Annotated in this window: 18 protein-coding genes; 11 read left to right on the top strand and 7 right to left on the bottom strand. The window is 42.8% G+C overall.

Going from position 1 to position 17,479, the window contains the following annotated elements; all coding sequences use genetic code 11:
- Positions 1–6: 6 nt before the first annotated feature.
- Both NI468_RS12090 and NI468_RS12095 read right to left on the bottom strand, forming a co-directional pair.
- Entirely contained in the window at positions 7–1,209 is a 1,203-nt protein-coding gene (locus tag NI468_RS12090) for an MFS transporter (protein WP_253102104.1), read from the bottom strand.
- Complete coding sequence (locus tag NI468_RS12095) at positions 1,206–1,649, bottom strand: MarR family winged helix-turn-helix transcriptional regulator (protein WP_004647091.1); 444 nt, start codon at positions 1,647–1,649, stop codon at positions 1,206–1,208. The genes NI468_RS12090 and NI468_RS12095 overlap by 4 nt, the downstream gene beginning before the upstream one ends.
- 265 nt (positions 1,650–1,914) lie before the next feature.
- Between NI468_RS12095 and NI468_RS12100 the strand changes: the two genes are divergently transcribed.
- From NI468_RS12100 to NI468_RS12110, 3 genes are read left to right on the top strand one after another with little or no spacing between them, the layout of a single operon-like run.
- Complete coding sequence (locus tag NI468_RS12100; RefSeq protein ID WP_005266275.1) at positions 1,915–3,360, top strand: cytochrome ubiquinol oxidase subunit I; 1,446 nt, start codon at positions 1,915–1,917, stop codon at positions 3,358–3,360.
- Positions 3,357–4,361 (top strand): cytochrome d ubiquinol oxidase subunit II, encoded by a 1,005-nt coding sequence (gene cydB, locus NI468_RS12105; protein ID WP_005266276.1) that lies wholly within the window; start codon positions 3,357–3,359, stop codon positions 4,359–4,361. The genes NI468_RS12100 and cydB overlap by 4 nt, the downstream gene beginning before the upstream one ends.
- Before the next feature lie 9 nt (positions 4,362–4,370).
- Complete coding sequence (locus NI468_RS12110; RefSeq protein ID WP_004647088.1) at positions 4,371–4,478, top strand: hypothetical protein; 108 nt, start codon at positions 4,371–4,373, stop codon at positions 4,476–4,478.
- 87 nt (positions 4,479–4,565) lie between these two features.
- Here the strand turns inward: NI468_RS12110 and NI468_RS12115 are convergent, their stop codons facing one another.
- A complete protein-coding gene (locus tag NI468_RS12115) occupies positions 4,566–5,177 on the bottom strand; it encodes a thermonuclease family protein (protein ID WP_005266277.1) in 612 nt (203 codons plus the stop codon).
- Between the two features lie 168 nt (positions 5,178–5,345).
- The gene (locus NI468_RS12120) at positions 5,346–6,263 is read right to left on the bottom strand and encodes a LysR family transcriptional regulator (protein WP_005266278.1); all 918 of its coding nucleotides are present in this window, start codon (positions 6,261–6,263) and stop codon (positions 5,346–5,348) included.
- A 94-nt stretch (positions 6,264–6,357) separates the two neighbouring features.
- Between NI468_RS12120 and NI468_RS12125 the strand changes: the two genes are divergently transcribed.
- From NI468_RS12125 to NI468_RS12155, 7 genes are all read left to right on the top strand, one after another.
- On the top strand, positions 6,358–7,599 hold the full coding sequence (locus NI468_RS12125; protein WP_168386893.1) for an acyl-CoA dehydrogenase family protein: 1,242 nt from the start codon (positions 6,358–6,360) through the stop codon (positions 7,597–7,599).
- 51 nt (positions 7,600–7,650) lie between these two features.
- A complete protein-coding gene (locus NI468_RS12130) occupies positions 7,651–8,772 on the top strand; it encodes a phosphotransferase family protein (RefSeq protein ID WP_253102106.1) in 1,122 nt (373 codons plus the stop codon).
- A complete protein-coding gene (locus NI468_RS12135; RefSeq protein ID WP_253102108.1) occupies positions 8,769–9,467 on the top strand; it encodes a histidine phosphatase family protein in 699 nt (232 codons plus the stop codon). Before NI468_RS12130 ends, NI468_RS12135 begins: the two co-directional genes overlap by 4 nt.
- A 52-nt stretch (positions 9,468–9,519) precedes the next feature.
- Positions 9,520–10,263, top strand: a complete 744-nt coding sequence (locus NI468_RS12140) for an SDR family oxidoreductase (RefSeq protein ID WP_253102110.1) — start codon at positions 9,520–9,522, stop codon at positions 10,261–10,263.
- A 409-nt stretch (positions 10,264–10,672) separates the two neighbouring features.
- Complete coding sequence (locus NI468_RS12145; RefSeq protein ID WP_004280438.1) at positions 10,673–11,731, top strand: fatty acid desaturase; 1,059 nt, start codon at positions 10,673–10,675, stop codon at positions 11,729–11,731.
- A 218-nt stretch (positions 11,732–11,949) separates the two neighbouring features.
- Positions 11,950–12,660, top strand: a complete 711-nt coding sequence (locus NI468_RS12150) for an SGNH/GDSL hydrolase family protein (protein ID WP_004731172.1) — start codon at positions 11,950–11,952, stop codon at positions 12,658–12,660.
- A gap of 32 nt (positions 12,661–12,692) precedes the next feature.
- Positions 12,693–13,277, top strand: coding sequence for a uracil-DNA glycosylase family protein (locus NI468_RS12155; RefSeq protein ID WP_253102112.1), 585 nt, complete (start codon positions 12,693–12,695; stop codon positions 13,275–13,277).
- An 86-nt stretch (positions 13,278–13,363) separates the two neighbouring features.
- On the opposite strand, the gene NI468_RS12160 is transcribed toward NI468_RS12155, so the two are convergent.
- The 3 genes from NI468_RS12160 to NI468_RS12170 form a co-directional block, all read right to left on the bottom strand.
- Positions 13,364–13,846 carry a pyridoxamine 5'-phosphate oxidase family protein gene (locus tag NI468_RS12160; protein ID WP_253102114.1) on the bottom strand — a complete coding sequence of 161 codons (483 nt, stop codon included), beginning with the start codon at positions 13,844–13,846 and terminating at the stop codon, positions 13,364–13,366.
- 160 nt (positions 13,847–14,006) lie between these two features.
- On the bottom strand, positions 14,007–14,444 hold the full coding sequence (locus NI468_RS12165) for a hypothetical protein (protein WP_253102116.1): 438 nt from the start codon (positions 14,442–14,444) through the stop codon (positions 14,007–14,009).
- A gap of 168 nt (positions 14,445–14,612) precedes the next feature.
- The gene (locus NI468_RS12170; protein WP_253102118.1) at positions 14,613–16,169 is read right to left on the bottom strand and encodes a phospholipase D family protein; all 1,557 of its coding nucleotides are present in this window, start codon (positions 16,167–16,169) and stop codon (positions 14,613–14,615) included.
- A gap of 121 nt (positions 16,170–16,290) precedes the next feature.
- Between NI468_RS12170 and NI468_RS12175 the strand changes: the two genes are divergently transcribed.
- Entirely contained in the window at positions 16,291–17,427 is a 1,137-nt protein-coding gene (locus tag NI468_RS12175) for an S-(hydroxymethyl)glutathione dehydrogenase/class III alcohol dehydrogenase (protein ID WP_253102120.1), read from the top strand.
- Positions 17,428–17,479 lie beyond the last annotated feature (52 nt).

The raw sequence follows: 17,479 nt of genomic DNA on the forward strand, positions 1-17,479 counted from the left end.
AAGCGTTTAATGAGAAGGCTGCACTTTTCCTACTTTACGGCCATGCAGAAGGTAATACCAGACCAGACAGCTCAGGGTGAGCAGCGCCGAGAACAGATAAAGCTGGCGATAACCAATTTGGTCCAGCAGCATACCTAGGAAATACGGGCCAAAACCAAGACCGGCATCCAGGGCAATAAAGAAGGTTGAGGTTGCGAGTCCCATACGCTGCAATGTCGTACTTTTCACCGCAATGGTTTGACACACCGACTGGATATTCCCAAAACCAAAACCAAGCAAGGCAGCACTGGCAAGTAACATCACAGAGTTTTGCGCCTGACTGAGTAGCAATATCCCCAGTGCCATAATCACAATGGCAGGATAGATAATGATATTTTCGCCTTTACGATCCATGAGCGGGCCGGTAAAAGGACGCGAAAGCAGAATGGCAAAGGCATACATCAGAAAGAAAAAAGATGCTGCTTCGACCAGATTGATTTCTTTGGCATAAAAGTGAATAAACGATAATATGCCTGAATAAGAAGTAGCCACCAGCAGAACAATCAGTGCAATCGGTAGGGCATTCGGTTCAATATATTGGGCTAGTTTGCTGGTGCTTTGCGAAGTAGAATCTGCCGACGAATGACTTGCCTTAAGGCGTGGTGGCTGGATAAACAAGCCACAAATCAGGCAGCTGAGCGCAACGATACTGGTAAAGATGAAAATTACCTGATAATTAAAATTTGTCATCAGCCAGATTCCGACAAAGGGACCAATCGCTGTGCCCAAGGTGCTGCTCATGCTGAAATAGCCAATTCCTTCACCACGCCGTGTGGCAGGAATGGTCTGTGCAATCACTGTACCCAGTACAGTAGAAGCCATACCCATCATAAAGCCATGTATCAGACGGATGCCCAGTAAAACTTCCAGCTTGGCCGGAATCATATATAGTCCGGAAAAGAGCAGAAAGCCAGTCAGGCCAATGACAAGCGTATTTTTTAGGCCCAGACGATTCAGTAATTTTCCGATCAATAGTCGTCCGAATAGGGTGCCGACAATAAACAGACCTGATACCAGACCGGCTTGTGCAGTCGATGCACCTAGCTCAGCAACCGAGTAGCCGACAATCACAATCACCAGCAGATAGAACACCAGAACCAGCTGGAAATTCACCAGACTGATCAGGATAAAATTGGGCGTCCATAAAGGCGTTTCTTGTTCTTGGCTCATTGAGGTCTGTCCTGAGATGAGGGATATAACTGCTGAATGAGTTGCATCAAGGTATTTTTACTGCCTTCAAGATCATCTGATTCAATGTGCTCAAGCAACTGATCTTCAAATGCATCGATCTGTTTGGAACACATCGCAAAGGTCTCAATTCCTTGCTCACTCAACTTGAACAGCTTTTGACGTTTGTCTTCAGTTTCGAGTTGGGCAATCAGATCGAGTTCAACCAGTTGCTGAATCCGCTTAGTAATACCGGGCTTGGATACATTGAGATAACTGGAAATATCTGCCAGCGTGCATTGTTGCTTTGACTGGATGACGTATAACACCTGCCATAAGGAATAATTTAATTGAGATGACAACAAGATCGTATTGATCTCATCGCTCATCAGTCGTGCGCAGCGTAATAACAGCGTACGAAGTCGGGGAGATTCGGAAAACATATGGTTAGTTAACCTGGGTAACTAAATTTAGGCCTAATTTACGCCTGTTTTATCTAAAGCTCAAGAGGAGAGTTTTAAAAATTATTCAGAGTAATATTTTCTTTATCAGCAAGAGTTACATAGTTTAACCTGATTAAAAAATAATCAACAAAAGACTACATACTTTTTATAACAGCCACGCCTAAGCTAGCCATGTCACTAGAAAAATTCATGACTTAAAAATTGAAGGGCAAAGATGCCAAATAACAATGCATAGGTGAAGCTTATGACTCTGGGTTTAACTGCATTAGAGTTAGCACGAATACAGTTCGCCTTTACTGTATCTTTTCATATCATTTTTCCGGCAATTTCTATTGGCTTGGCCAGCTTTCTGGCCATTCTGGAATGGCGCTGGCTCAAAACCCAAAATCCGATTTTTCAGGATCTATTCAAATTCTGGGTGAAAATTTTCGCTGTGGCATTCGGGATGGGTGTCGTCTCTGGTGTGGTCATGAGCTACCAGTTTGGAACCAACTGGAGTGAGTTTTCCCGGGTGGCAGGCAGCGTGACTGGACCTTTATTGGCCTATGAAGTACTCACCGCTTTCTTTCTGGAAGCGGGCTTTCTGGGCATCATGTTATTTGGCTGGGGGCGAGTGGGACCAAAGGCGCACTTTTTCTCGACCTTGATGGTTGCGATAGGCACCTGTATTTCCATGTTCTGGATTTTATCGTCTAATAGCTGGATGCAGACCCCACAAGGCTTTGCGATTGAAAATGGCCTGATTGTGCCGCAAGACTGGCTTGCTATCGTGTTTAACCCATCTTTCCCTTATCGTCTGGCCCATATGGCCATGGCTGCCTTTCTGGTTTCCGCCTTACTGGTCGCTGCTACAGCCGCATGGCATCTGATCAAAGGCCGTCGTGATGCACTGGTCAAGACCTCATTTTCCATGGCGATGTGGCTGCTTCTAGTACTAGCACCTTTACAGGTCATCGTCGGTGATATGCACGGTATTAATACCCTTGAGCATCAGCCAGCAAAACTTGCAGCCATGGAAGGGCATTGGGAAACCAATCATAATGAAGGGATGCCCTTATATCTCTTTGGTATTCCAGATATGGAGGCCGAAGAAACCAAATATGCAATCGGAATTCCCAACTTGGGTAGCCTGATTTTAACCCACTCGATGGATGGCAAGGTTACGGGGCTTAAAGACTTTGCGCCTGAAGACCGGCCGAATTCACTGGTGGTGTTCTGGAGCTTCCGGATTATGGTTGGACTAGGCGTATTGATGTTGTTACTGGCATTATGGGGAGCGTGGGCACGTACCCGAGGTCGCTTTTATGAGTCCCGTGCATTGCACCGATTTGCCTTGATTATGGGACCTTCCGGATTTATTGCCATGCTGGCGGGATGGTTTACCACAGAAGTCGGCCGTCAGCCTTGGGTAGTCTACGGCATCATGCGGACCAAAGATGCATTGTCACCAGTTTCCGCTGAACAGGTGGGGCTAACCCTGATTATTTTTGTAGTCGTCTACTGTGTGGTATTTGGTATCGGGATTTACTACATGTTGCGTCTGATGCACAAAGGCCCGGATTTTATTCATACTCGACCAGATCATGAATCAGACAGCGATGTAGTGCAGGCCTCGCGTCGACCATTAAGTAGTATTCGCGAACGTATTGAAGAAGTTCCTGAACAACCGGATCAGGAGGATAAAAAATGATTGATTTATCATTAATCTGGATTGTGATTATTGGTTTAGGTGTATTGATTTATACCATTCTCGATGGTTTCGATCTGGGCATCGGCATCTTGTTTCCTTTTTTCCCGCATCAAGATGAACGTGATGTCATGATGAATACCGTGGCTCCGGTCTGGGATGGCAATGAAACCTGGATGGTTTTGGGCGGTGCAGGGTTATTTGCAGCTTTTCCACTCGCTTACTCGACCGTACTCTCGGCGCTGTATATGCCAATTATTCTGATGGTGATTGCCTTGATTTTCCGCGGCGTGGCTTTTGAGTTCCGCTTCAAGGCAAACCGCAGTAAGCATTGGTGGGATAAAGCCTTTATCGGTGGTTCTGCGATTACCAGTTTCCTGCAAGGCATGATTTTAGGGGCCTATATTCAGGGCATTGAAACTCGAAATGGTGTCTATGTCGGTAGTGGTCTGGACTGGCTCACTCCATTCAGTATTTTCACCGGAATCAGTGTGGTGGTGCTCTATGCGGCATTAGGCTGTGGCTGGCTGATCTATAAAACCGGAGATGATTTGCAGGATCGAATGTTTAAACTGATGCCTAAGCTGATTATTGCCTTACTGATCATATTGGGTGCGGTCAGTATTTATACGCCGTTGACTCATCCTCAAATTGCTGAACGCTGGTTTAGTCAGCCACAATTTACCTATTTTATGCCAGTTCCAGTTCTGGTTCTGCTATTTACCTGGCTGGCTTTGCGTGCCTGTAAAAGACGCAGTGAATTAGGCCCATTTACCTATATGCTTGTTCTGGTTTTCCTTGCCTATACCGGATTCTTGATAAGTCTATGGCCATATATTATTCCGCCAAGCGTGACTATCTGGCAGGCAGCAGCGCATGAAAATAGCCAGCTATTTGCCTTGATTGGCGCCTTGATCCTGATTCCAATTATTGTGATTTATACCGGTATGTCCTATTGGGTATTCCGGCATAAGGTCAGGGTCGGCGATGATGGCTATCATTAAGGAGTGGTCATGAAAGGCAAACAGGCATTATGGTTTGTAGGGTTGTGGCTGGCAGGATTTTTAACGCTGGCCCTGATTGCTGGCGCATTCCGCTTTCTGGTGCATTTGGCTTATTAAATTAGTAAAACTAAAAAAATGAAAAAAGTGATCTGAATGTCCTGATCACTTTTTATTATTTGCCATTTATCTTTGATAAAACCAAATTTACGATTTTACCTGTTTACGATACACACTTGGACGTACAGGACGAGTATGTTTCCAAAGGCCTTTTTTCTGTTTCTTAGCTTTATTTTGCAATTCCATCATATAGCGTAAATGGTTTTTATCCTTGATATATTCTTCATAGACCCACGCTGCACCACGTTTGACAATCTCTTCATTGATATTTTTGCGATAGCGGTAGATCACACCGACACAGCGGCCATAACGGTCAATGTCGGTAATCTTGACCCGAACCATTTTATTATTCACCATGCTTTTGACCAGACGCTGCGATTCCTTGCCATAGGCTTGTGATGATTCAGGGGCATCGACAAAAGCAAAGCGCAATTTGGTCTCAGAGCGACGAATGTTAAAACGGTAGCAGGTGAGGGTATCACCATCACTTACGGCTTTTACACGGCACCAGTATTTTTTGCCTTTCTTAAAAGGGCGGAAAACATCTTTTAAATAAACTGTAATTTTATGCAGCAGATAATAAGAAAAACATAGCAATACTAAGCCCAGCACAATTTGCCAGGTGATGGAGAGATTTAACAAAGGCAAGATCCAAATCAGCAAAACCAGCTGTAAAATCACAGCTAAAAGTCGAGCCATTTTAGAGCAAAGCCAGTAGATCTACGGATTAAAAGCTAATCACTCAGTGTTTAGTTTTGTACCAGCTAAAATAGCCTAAGTATATTTTTCTGGCGAAAAGATGAATCTGCAACCATCTAAACTTATATATAAAATAGCCTAAGCAATTTAAATTTCTTTATAAATAGCCTAAGTGAAAATTTTATAAATTTCAGCTCTCAAAAATTGATGTCTCTTATTCTCGTGCAAATCCTTATGCCAATATATCCCCATATTAATTTTCGGCAGTTCCACAGGGACTTCAAAAATATTTAGACTGGTAGCCAATTGTAAATGTACCAATACATTTTTAGGAATAGTCAGCATAGCTGTCTTTTGTTGTTCCAAAATTTGCAGAGCAGTTGAGTAATGCTGACAGCGTAAAAAAATCTGTCGTGAATATTGTTTACGGCTTAAATAAATATCCTCAACTAAAACGCCAGTACGGCGTGATGACACGCCAATATGAGGTGAGGCAAGATAAATCTGCTCATTCATTTCTGTTAATTGTGTACACACTACAAATTCATCTTGAACCAGACGCTCAAACTGGATTTTTTCAGCAATGTTTTGTTCCAGATCTATGACAAAATCGACCTGTTGAGAGGCGAGGTCTGCTGCTATATTTTTACGGTCCAGCTTCATGCTGCTAAGTTGAATTTCCAGATTGAGTTGTTGAAAGTGCTGAACCAGTCTGGGAAAGATCATTGGCTCAATTTCATCATGTACGGCAATTTTCAAACTCTGAATCATTTCCGGTCTGAAGTGCTGATGCTGTATTGAAATATTTTGAATCGCAAAAAGTGCATTCTTCAGCTCAGGATAGATCTGTTCCGCAAACGGCGTAGGTTGCATTTTGCTGCCAGTACGTACAAATAAATCATCCTGTAAATGCTGTCTTAAACGTTGTAAAGCATGACTGGCAGCAGACTGGCTAACTGATAAAATCTGTGCAGCTTTAGAAATACTGTTCTGCTCATAAATTGCCATAAAAAGCGGATAAAGGTTAATGTCGATACGATGAAAATTTCGCAGGTCCATGACTGTTTTAGAATGAATGCTATGCATAATAATGTATGGAGTAAAATCATTTTATTCATAATAGGTTTTGGGTTAAGGTGTTGTAAAGCGTATGAATTAGAATATTTAGAGGGATAAAGAGATGTTTGAGCTTTCAGCACGTGCACAAGATTATTTAAATAGAACCAAAAAATTTATTGCTGAGGAAATTGAACCAGTTGAAGCTGATTTCTGGCAGCAAGTTCATGAGTTGAACCAAGGCGGCGACTGGACCAAATGGCAATGGCCTGCAGAACTGGAAAGCTTAAAAGCCAAAGCCAAGGCAGCTGGCCTTTGGAATATGTTTCTCCCTTGTTCTGAACTTGGCCAGGGTTTATCGGTTCAGGAATATGCACATATTGCCGAACTTTCAGGTCGTAGCCTGATTGCACCAGTCGTATTTAACTGTAATGCGCCAGATAGCGGCAATATGGAAGTATTGTGGCGTTATGGTTCTGAAGAACAGAAACAGCAATGGCTGATGCCACTTTTAGAAGGAAAAATCCGTTCGGTCTTTTGTATGACTGAACCTGCAGTCGCATCCAGTGATGCGACCAATATGCAGGCAACGGCGATGGTGGAAGGTGATGAGATTGTTCTCAATGGCCGTAAATGGTGGTCATCAGGTCTAGGCGATCCAAATGCCAAAATCATTATTTTTATGGCGCATACTCCAGATGAAACAAAAGACCGTCATCATCAGCATTCGATGGTTTTAGTTCCTGTGGATACTGCCGGCGTTAAAATCGAACGCATGCTACCTGTATTTGGTGACTACGATGCACCACATGGCCATGGTGAAGTCAGCTTTGAAAATGTCCGCGTTCCGGTAGCGAATTTTATTGGTGGCGCCGGTCAGGGCTTTGAAATTGCCCAAGGTCGTTTAGGACCAGGCCGTATTCATCATTGCATGCGCTGTATCGGGGCTGCGGAAAAATCCTTAGAGTTGATGATTGACCGAGGCATGAGCCGGACAGCATTTGGCAAAGAGATTTTAAAACTTGGCGGCAATCTGGAACGTGTCGCGGAAGCCCGGGTTGCAATTGATCAGGCACGCCTTTTGACCTTGTATGCCGCCTATAAAATGGATACTTTAGGGAATATGGCGGCACTGACTGAAATTTCTGCAATTAAAGTCGTTGCGCCAAGTGTGCTGGAAAAAGTTGTCGATATGGCAATCCAGATCCACGGCGGTGCCGGTGTTTCTCGAGATACACCATTAACCGGATTCTTTGCCCAGGCACGTGCCTTACGTTTGGCTGATGGCCCGGATGAAGTGCATAAGGGCATGATTGCCAAACTGGAACTGGCAAAACGTGGCTACAGTACACGCCACAAAAAATAAACTGGCTTAAATAGAAGATTGCAACGTATTAAAAAATTTTAAGGAAAAATTATGGCGGTTATTGATGTAGGTGGAGCAGTTCGTGCAGGTGAAGAACTGGATGTACAAGCCATCACCAATTGGTTAATTCAGCAAAATGTGAATGTTGAAGGCCCTGTGCAAGTGACCCAATATTCAGGCGGAGCTTCAAACTGGACCTACCGTTTACAGTATGCCAATGCCGATTTAATTTTACGTCGTCCGCCACAAGGTACCAAAGCCAAATCAGCCCATGATATGGCACGTGAATATCATGTGCAGAAAGCCTTGGCTGAACATTATCCCGTCGTGCCTGAAATGGTCGCGCTTTGTCAGGATGAATCAGTGATTGGTTGTGATTTCTATGTGATGAAACGGCTTGAAGGAATTATTCCTCGCGCCAAAATGCCACCTGAGCTGCAGCTTACTGAATCCGATATCCGGATTTTATGTATCAATGTGATTGATAAACTGATCGAATTGCATCAGGTGCCTTATCAAGAGACCGAACTAGAAAATCTCGGTAAGGGTGAAGGCTATTGTCGCCGTCAGGTAGAAGGCTGGGATGCCCGTTATGAAAAAGCCAAAACGCTGAATGTTCCATCCTTTAAATATGTACGCAACTGGCTTAAAGATAATATTCCATCAGACTCTAAAACCTGTGTCATTCATAATGACTGGCGTTTTGATAATGTCATCTTGAATCCAGAAAATCCAACGGAAGTGATTGGTGTGCTGGACTGGGAAATGGCCACCCTCGGTGATCCACTGATGGACTTGGGTTCTGCTTTAGCCTATTGGGTGGAAGATACCGACAATGCCATCTTTAAGGCAACACGTCGCCAGCCGACCAATTTAAAAGGTATGTTCACCCGTAAAGAAGTGGTGGATTACTACTTGGGGAAAACCGGCCTTCAACCGGAAAACTGGGCATTTTATGAGGTGTTCGGGATTTTTCGTCTCGCGGTGATTGCCCAACAGATCTATTATCGTTATTACCATAAACAGACCAATAATCCGGCGTTCAAGGATTTCTGGGTGGTGATTCATGCCTTGCATATTCGTGCCTTAAAACTGATTGGCAAGCAAAAACTGGAAGCCAATGAGATTGCACAAAAGTATGTGCTTAAATTTAAAGAGATAATGCCAAAATGACTACCATTTACTTGATCCGGCATGGCCAGGCCTCTTTTGGTGCAGAAAGCTATGATCAGCTTTCACCCAACGGCGAGTTACAGGCAAAGCTTTTGGGTCACTATTTTGACGAAATCCTAAAAGAAGCACCTTATGTGGTGGCTGGCTCCATGCAGCGTCATCAACAGACGGCGCAGTTATCTCTGGATGAATGTTTTCCAGAAAGCGAGATTCTGACCGATAGTGCCTGGAATGAGTTTAATCATCAGCAGGTATTTGCGCGTTATGAGCCGCGCTTTAATCAGCCTGAATTGCTCAAACAGGATGTGTCAGAACATGAAAATCCACGGGATTATCTGAGCAAAATTTTTAGCGGTGCCATTGCACGCTGGACTGGCGATGATTATCACCATGAATATGATGAATCTTGGCCAAGTTTCAAAGCACGTGTGGAAAGCGGCTTAGAAAATCTGTGTGACCAGTTGGCCAAAAGCCGTCCGCGCTATGCAGTGGTCTATACCTCAGGTGGTGTGATTTCTGTTGCAGTGGGTAAAATTCTAGGGCTGAGCCCGGAGAAAACCTTTGCCCTAAACTGGGCGATTACAAATACCAGTATCACGACACTGCGTCTGGTGGGTAATGAACCGCAACTACTCAGTTTAAATGAACATCATTTTATCAAGGCACAGCGTCCAGACTTATTGACCTGGATTTAAAATGAGATTGAAAACGTAATACGCTATAAAAATAAAGGAATAGGGTAAACACATGGCTAAAACAATTTTAATTACCGGCGCAAGTTCAGGGATCGGCGCCGGTATGGCACGTGAATTTGCAAAAAAAGGCTATAACCTGGCAATTTGTGCACGTCGCCTGGAGCGTCTGGAAACCTTAAAACAGGAACTGGAAAGTCAATATGGCATCAAAGTCATTGCCAAAACACTAGATGTCACCGATTACGATCAAGTGTTTGAAGTGTTTCGTGCTTTTAAAGAAGACTTTGGCACCATTGACCGAGTTATTGTGAATGCTGGTGTCGGTGAGGGCCGCCGGATTGGTAAAGGTAATTTTGCTATCAATAAAGCCACGGTTGAAACCAACTTTATTTCGGCATTAGCACAATGTGAAGCTGCAGTTGAAATCTTCCGTGTACAAAACTCTGGCCATCTGGTGATGATTTCATCTATGAGTGCAATGCGCGGTATGCCAAAACATTTAACGGCTTATGGTGCAAGTAAGGCCGGCGTGGCTCATTTAGCGGAAGGCATTCGAGCTGAATTGATCGATACGCCAATAAAAGTGACCACCATTTTCCCAGGATATATTCGTACTGAAATTAATGAAGGGGCAAAAAAGCTACCTTTTGAAGTAGATGAAAAAACTGGTTCGCGTTTATTGGCAGCAGAAATTGAAAAAGCACCAGTTAAGGCTTATGTGCCGAAATGGCCTTGGTTGCCACTCGGTCTAGCCATGAAAGTATTACCACTTAAACTGGTGAACAAGTTAGGTTAAAAGCGCTCTTAGATCTATAAAAAGAGAAGCTAGAGCGCTTCTCTTTTTATTTTTTATGACAAACTGAGAAAAATTTCTGAATCAGTATTTTTTTCTAAAAAATGTATAGCTTGAATTTACAAAAAAGCGAAATCTTATAAATCCTAATATATTGATTATTAAAATAAAGTTTTAAATTATCAAAAATTATATTTTTATTTTATTGATGAATTTGCAATTAAATCAATTACTTTTAAATTTTCGTTTCATGAGAAAGACCATCTTTTACTTTTCCTAATTTTCGCCAATTTTAAGAACTTTTCCAAACTGTCCAAAACTTAGACATACTCACTCTAAAAGTGGAAAGATAACTTCTCTTTTTTAGAATTTCCTTTAATGTACAACCGTTCAGAAATTAAAGGTTGTCCATATGTCTACATCTGCGGATATGACTGACCAGCAGCGAATCTCCAAGGTCAGAAGTATCGTTACCCAGGCCGGGGAAGAGGTGCGTGCTCGTTATCCCATACTCAAACATCAGAACTTTATCGGTGCGAGTATTTTAGGCTTCGCCTGGGCAGGCATGATTGCATGCGCGGTAGCATATGGAACAGGTTATCTCTCAGCATGGTTTACCATTCCCTTGATTGCGATTTTTGCGTCATTGACCCATGAATTGGAACATGACCTGATTCATTATATGTATTTCAAAAAAACACCTTGGGCACATCATCTGATGCTGGCACTGGTCTGGTTGGCACGTCCAAACACCATCAGTCCGTGGGCACGTCGTCGTTTACATTTGCATCATCATAAATATTCAGGCACTGAACATGACCTGGAAGAACGTGGCATCAGTAATGGTATGCCTTGGGGCATTCGCCGAATTCTGGTGATTAGTGACCAGTTGATGTCAGTGTATCTGCGTCCATTTCAGATGATTAAAATGATTCATCTTTTTCTGGAAAAACAGCCTGAAAAAGAACGTAAAATTGCCATGATTTCTCAGCTATTTGGCTTTTTACCTCTCAGCATTATTTACTATGGATTGTGCTACCTGTTTGTGGTCTTTCATGGTTTAAATGCAGTTTCACCACTCTTCGGTTATGAGATGCTCTGGTCGCAAGGCATTGTCGACGCGATGCCGATTGTAAATCTGCTGGCAGTCATCTGGGTGATTCCGAACTTTATCCGTTCTTTTAGCTTGCAGTTTGTCAGCTCAAATATGCATTACTATGGCGATATTGATCCACGTGATGTGATCAAACAAACCCAAGTGCTCAATCCATGGTGGATGGTTCCGTTCCAGTTATTCTGCTGTAATTTTGGTTCGACCCATGCGATTCATCATTTTGTGGTCAAAGAGCCATTTTATATCCGTCAACTGACGTCCAAAACGGCGCATAAAGTAATGAAAGAAGTGGGCGTGCGTTTTAATGATGTGGGAACTTTTAAGCGTATGAATCGCTGGAATGACTATAAAATCTAAGCTTTAATTTCCATAAGAAATCCCGTTTTTAAGCGGGATTTTTTTTATATTTATCCTTTGTGATTTACCCAATGGCAAGATGTATAAGCCTGTATTTTGCAAGAATCCTATCTTAGTTAAATTTAGGTGAACATTCATTTAAAATGACTGTTGAGGAAATAGTTCAAAAGAATAAACTCAGGTAAAATTAAGTATATCCCTATATAAATTAGCCCGCTATGTTGCTGAAAGCCGCCACCATTGCCTTGATTCCTGCACTTGTCATTCAGGGTAATCGTGTCAAGAAAAATACCCTAAGACTGCCGGAACCTGAAGGTGCACGTGAAGGTCAAACCGGAACCGGCAACAAACTGTCTCTGCTGATTTTAGGGGATTCGGCAGCAGCAGGTGTAGGCGTAGAACATCAGGATGACGCATTACTGGGTGCAATTCTGCATGAACTGAAAGATGACTTTGAAATTGACTGGAAATTACAGGCCAAAACAGGCGATACCAGCTCAAAAGTAATTCATGCTTTGGACCAGATGGAAGTCCAGCACTATGATGTAATCGTCACGTCGGTTGGCGTCAATGATGTGACCAAACTGATACCTGTCGAGGTTTGGATTCAGAAACAGGAACAGCTTTATAGTAAAATTCAGCAAAAATTTAGTCCGAAACTGATCATTGCTGCCGGTGTGCCGCCAATGAATATGTTTCCGGCGCTACCGAATCCTTTAGCCTGGCTATTTGGCCAGTATGCTAAACAGATGAACCAGCAACTAGAAAATTTTGTGAATCAGCAAGTGAATATGCAATGGATTGAATACGATATTGAAAAATACCGTGCCATGAATTTACAAATGGCTGCAGATGGTTTTCATCCGAGTAAGGAAGTTTATACACTTTGGGGACAAGAAGTCGCTGGCAAGATTCGGAAGACCTTCTAAAATAGTTGAAATCTCTCAATTTAGCTAATTCTATGTCTGATATTGAAACACATCCGCTACCGCCATTTTTACCACCCAATGCAAAATTGCTGATGTTGGGCAGCTTCCCGCCACCTGCCACACGCTGGAAAATGAACTTTTATTATCCAAACTACCAGAATGATATGTGGCGGATTTTTGGACTGATTTTTTTTGAGAATAAAGATTACTTTTTGGACTTACCCAATAGAAAATTTCAGGAAAACTTAATCCGGGGTTTTTTAACTGAAATGGGGATTGCGATTTTTGATAGTGGCTATCAGATCCGGCGTTTAAAGGGCAATGCTTCAGACAAATTTTTGGAAATTGTAGTACCTACCAATATTGAGCAACTGCTCAGCCAAATGCCGCAGTGCAATCATATTATGACCACAGGCGACAAGGCCACAGACACCATGATGCTGTCCATGCCTGAAGGGACTTTAAAGCCGAGTATTGGTCAACCTAGCCAAGCCCATTTTGTCGGACGTGATCTGTATTTATATCGCATGCCTTCATCTTCTCGAGCCTATCCGGTTTCTCTGGAGAAAAAAGCCGAAAGTTACCGGACGATGTTTGAACATGTGGGTCTGGTTTAATATTTAATCCAATAATCAGATAAAATGGTTAAAGAGGTTTTAGGCTACAGAGAAGACATAAACTTACTATTTGTAAGTTATTGGCTTTATTTATTCATATTTGGATATTCAACCCAGCGATGGCTATTAATTTTAATCTCCCGGACATGATGAAAGCTGGACCAGATTAACTGGCTACCTTTGGTCCATTTTAAAGCTCGAATACGCGACTCCACCTGCTGTATTTCCTCAGGTGAGGCCGGACGTAAAGGCCCAATTTCTGCATATAAGCGTACTCCTGGATAACGCTTAAATTTACCTTTAAGCAACGAATGAAACCAAAACAGTTTGCTACTGTTCACAGCCTGTATGCAGGCCATCGGCTGATGCTGCAAATTCTCAGAAAAAGTAGTGGAATAAGTATCAAAAAAGAAACCTGTACTGGTCTTTTTGTTGAGAAATATGGTTCCGATCGGAGTAATATTAGGAAAGCCTTTGGGGTTGACTGTTGCAATAGAGCAATGCATGGCAGCCCGTTGTGCATCAGCGACCACCTGGCGAATCTGTTGCCATTCACTATCAGAAATCATGTCTTGATTCTCTTATTATTTTTTATAAATTTTATAATAACTTAACTAGCTGGGCATTGCCTGAAAAAACTGAAGCTACGGCAGTTTGAGCAATCTAAAACGTCACTCAGATTATAAAAAAGAGCCACATGGGCTCTTTAAAAAATACAAAATTCGGCGATTAGCCATCGTATTCGACATAATCCCACAAATTTAAACGTGCTTTAATTTCCTGACGGATCTCGGGCAACATCGGCAAAAGAGTGCCATCAATCCATAAGCTCAACGCTTGGGCAGAAAGTACTTGCTGCTGTTCATCGACCAGTTGTGCACCTTTCAACATAATACCGGTCTCATCAGTGGCTTCGGTTTCTACACCTTTAAATAAAACTTGTAGTTCATAACCGCTATCCTGAATCAGCCATTCCAGTTCGAGCTGAATATTTTCAGTGGATTTCAAAACCACTTGTCCCTCGACCGTATCGGAGTCGGACAGACAGTCATGTTCCACCCGAATTTTGGCCAAATACCATTCTTGCTGGGATAAATCATGGAGGGTTTTTACAGGCGTCAGAATATCACTGAACTTAAACTGACGGATTAGATCAAAAAATTGCATGGGAGTGGAGGGCGAACAATCGCAAAATACGAGAAAAATGTAATTCTAAAGTAAGCGCAATAGACTGTAAAACCCTTTAAACGATGATTGGACTAAGTTAATTTAAGCGGTCATTCTCAAAATACAGGCTTTTCATGTCGTCGTAATTGTGAGGTCATTCTAATGTCATTACATTAACCATTCACCGGGAAATTTCGTCACCAGATTCATCATAAAACGCTGGAATTTTGTAGTTTCCGGATCATGTAAATGCTGAATACTACGGCCATCTTTTTGATGTTCCAGCCAAATCATTTCATTTTTTTCGTTCAGTTTAAGTTGATAAGCCACGCGTGGTAAGTACTGATCCATCGCACTGGTGATTTCCTTCTGAAAATCTTCCGATTCAATGACCAGACCGACTTCGGTATTCAGATAGGCTGAACGCGGATCAAAATTAAATGAACCGACAAACACCATGCCATCCAGATCAAAAAATTTGGCATGCAAACTGGAGCTATTTTTGTTTTTAGCCGGGATGATGTCTCCAGTCATAATTTCATACCAGGTCCGTTCCGGACGGACAATGTAGGGTTTAAATTCCCAGAGTTCGATGCCACTTTTCAATAATTGCTGACGATATTGCTGATAATAGGCATGCACCGCAGCCACATCATTGGCCTGAAAAGAGTTGGTCAGGATTCTGATTTTCACACCTTGTTGCGCACGGCGGGTTAAATAGTCGGCCCCTTTTTGCGTGGGAATAAAGTACGAGGACACCAGTTCCAGATGTTTTTTTGGCTCACCCATCAGTTCGAGCATATGGGTATAAATATAATCGCCATTTTTGGCATGGGGGTGTGCTTTTGCGGGACTATCCGCAACAAAATAAGCCGGCGCCCAGTGAATGGGTTGTTTTTTTAAGTGTTGTTCGACTTGTTTCTCGGCAATGCCCACCCGGCGTTTGAGTTCAGTTTCGTCAACATCTTCTCGTTCAAATTCAGTTCTGAGCCTTTTAAGCATTTCAGGATGGCCGGCATCATTCAAGATCTGTCGAACGTCATAACTCAGATCATCATTCCAGAAGTTAATAAAGGTCTGATTGGCATCTGTTACGCTTTGCCCTGCGAAGAATATATCCACATCGGTGAACTGAAAATCTTCACTGGCATCAAAATATTCACTACTGATATTGCGGCCGCCGGTCACGGCTGCAGTGCCATCCGCAATGATCAATTTATTGTGCATGCGATGATTGACCTTTTTCATCCGGAAGCCATAATCCAGCGCACGTAAATGACGAAATTTATAGGGATTAAAAATCCGAACTTCAAAATTTGGATGTTGGCTTAGAGCAAGAAGCTTGTCATCAAGCTGGGTACCATTTTGATCGTCAATCTGAACCCGTACTTTGACACCGCGATCGGCGGCTTTAAGTAATTGGGACAAGATCATATTGCCAATATAATCATCCTTCCAAATGTAATATTGTAGATCCAGATGATATTTAGCTTTGTTAATCAGGTGCAGACGTGCTGCCATACTCATAAAGCCATCATAGAGCGGCAAGAAAGCCGTTTTACCGCTATTAATTTGCTGTTTTGAAAGTTGATTGTCGATCCAGTGCGCAGGTCGAACCGGCGTAATTTTCGCTTCTTCAGCAGTGTTGGGAGCCAGTTCACAGCCAGAAAGCATGATGCTAAAAGTAAAAATGCTCAAACATACAAAGGGCGAAGGTTTAGTCATTGATGTTCCATTAATTATAGGATCTTTTATTCCTTATCTGGTGATGTTAATAGTTGAATCTCCGAATAGAAAGAGGTTACTGTTAGTCATCTGTAAATCAGCAAAAAAAGGACAGTTTTACATGAAATCACGTGCAGCAGTTGCGTTTGGTCCAGGCCAGCCATTAGAAATTGTAGAAGTGGATGTTGCTCCACCAAAAGCAGGTGAAGTACTGGTAAAAATTAGCCATACAGGCGTGTGTCATACCGATGCATTTACCTTGTCTGGTGAAGATCCTGAAGGTGTATTTCCTGCAATTTTAGGTCATGAAGGTGCGGGTGTGGTTGTTGAAGTCGGTGAAGGCGTCACCAGCCTGAAACCGGGCGATCACGTGATTCCGCTTTATACTGCTGAGTGCGGCGAATGCTTGTTCTGTAAGTCAGGTAAGACCAACCTGTGTGTTGCTGTGCGTGCGACCCAAGGTAAAGGCGTAATGCCAGATGGAACGACCCGTTTCTCTTATAATGGCGAGCCGATCTATCACTATATGGGTTGTTCAACTTTTTCTGAATATACTGTGGTAGCTGAAGTTTCTCTGGCGAAAATTAATCCTGAAGCCAACCATGAGCATGTTTGCCTGCTGGGCTGTGGTGTGACTACTGGTATTGGTGCGGTACATAACACGGCGAAAGTTCAGGAAGGTGACAGTGTTGCAGTATTTGGTTTAGGTGGTATTGGGCTTGCTGTAGTACAAGGCGCACGTCAGGCTAAAGCTGGCCGTATCATTGTGATTGATACCAATCCGGATAAATTTGAACTGGCGAAACAGTTTGGGGCGACAGATTTCCTGAATCCAAAAGACTATGATCAGCCGATCCAGCAAGTGATCGTCGAAATGACTGGTTGGGGTGTAGACCATTCATTCGAATGTATCGGTAATGTAGATGTAATGCGTTCAGCATTAGAATGTGCGCACCGTGGCTGGGGTCAATCAGTGATTATTGGAGTAGCCGGTGCAGGTAAAGAAATTTCAACCCGTCCATTCCAGTTAGTCACAGGTCGTAAATGGATGGGTACTGCGTTTGGTGGGGTGAAAGGCCGTTCACAATTGCCGGGAATGGTAGAGCAATCCATGAAAGGTGAAATTCAACTTGAGCCTTTTGTGACACATACCATGCCATTAGGTCAGATCAATGAAGCTTTTGACCTAATGCATGAAGGCAAGTCGATCCGTACAGTCATTAGATCTCTTGCGAAAGTAAAAAATTGTTTATACTAGCCCCATGAAATATGAAAATTTAACTAGATTTAATGATGGGGAATTTAAACGA

This window comes from Acinetobacter lwoffii (genome assembly GCF_024129355.1).
Lineage (GTDB): Bacteria > Pseudomonadota > Gammaproteobacteria > Pseudomonadales > Moraxellaceae > Acinetobacter > Acinetobacter lwoffii_I.